The sequence below is a fragment of the Neisseria sp. P0009.S007 genome, assembly GCF_051962515.1.
Genome location: NZ_JBQCVF010000529.1, coordinates 1 through 1,029, shown reverse-complemented (window position 1 = coordinate 1,029; position 1,029 = coordinate 1). Strand labels below are relative to the sequence as shown.

Genomic DNA, 1,029 nt, shown 5'->3' with positions numbered 1-1,029 from the left:
AATCCCGACAGCAGCCGCTTCAAGCTCTCTTGGGATACTTTAAACGCCAACCTGTTGGCGTTTTTTGTCGCAGGTTTGGGCTTAAGCTTTACCGCTTGTATGTATCCGCTCCTGCCGATTGTTTCCAGTATTGTCGTGGGCGATAAAAAAGCCGGTAAAGGCCGCGCGTTTACCTTGTCTATGGTGTATGTACAAGGCTTGGCACTGACCTATACCTTGGTCGGCGTGATTGCCGGTTTGACCGGCGCGCTGTTGACCGTATGGCTGCAACAGCCTTGGGTTGTGCTTGCCGCAGCCGCGTTGATGGTGATACTGGCGCTGTCCATGTTCGGCCTCTTCAATATCCAGCTGCCAAACTCTGTCCAATCCTATTTCCAAAACCAAAGCAACAAACTCTCCGGCGGCAAAATCATTTCCGTCTTTATCATGGGTATTTTGTCCGCCCTGATTGTCGGCCCTTGCGTTGCGCCTCCGCTTGCATTTGCTTTGGGCTATATCGGCCAGACCGGTGATGCCGTGTTGGGCGGCCTCGCGCTTTATGTTTTGGCACTCGGCACCGGCGTACCGCTCATCATCATCGGCACATTCGGCGGCCATATCCTGCCTAAAGCAGGCGACTGGATGAACGGTATCAAATACGCATTCGGCTTCATTTTGCTGGCCGTTGCCGTATACCTTGCCACACCGCATCTGCCTTATTTTGCAGTAGTCGGCCTCTACACCTTGCTGATGATTGTCCCCGCCCTTATGCTTTTGGCGAAATCCGGCAAACAAAAAGGCCGTCTGAAAACAGTTGCCGCCGTATTGGGCTTTTTACTGCTGATTGGCGGCTCATGGTTTGGCTGGCAAAGCTTTAATAAACAAACCACCGCCCTGCACCACTTCTTAACGCTGGTTCCGCCATCCGAAGCCGGACAAGAAACCGACCACGGCAAAATGTTTACCGATGTCGGCGAACTCAAAGCCGCTATGGATGCCGCCTTGAAAGCCGATCCAAGCAAGCCCGTGCTGATTGATTTCTACGCCGAC

At 53.1% G+C, this 1,029-nt stretch carries 1 protein-coding gene; it reads left to right on the top strand.

The window, feature by feature from the left end; all coding sequences use genetic code 11:
* On the top strand, nt 1-1,029 hold a 1,029-nt coding region (gene dsbD / locus ACTHS3_RS14550; RefSeq protein ID WP_440368318.1), incomplete at both ends, for a protein-disulfide reductase DsbD.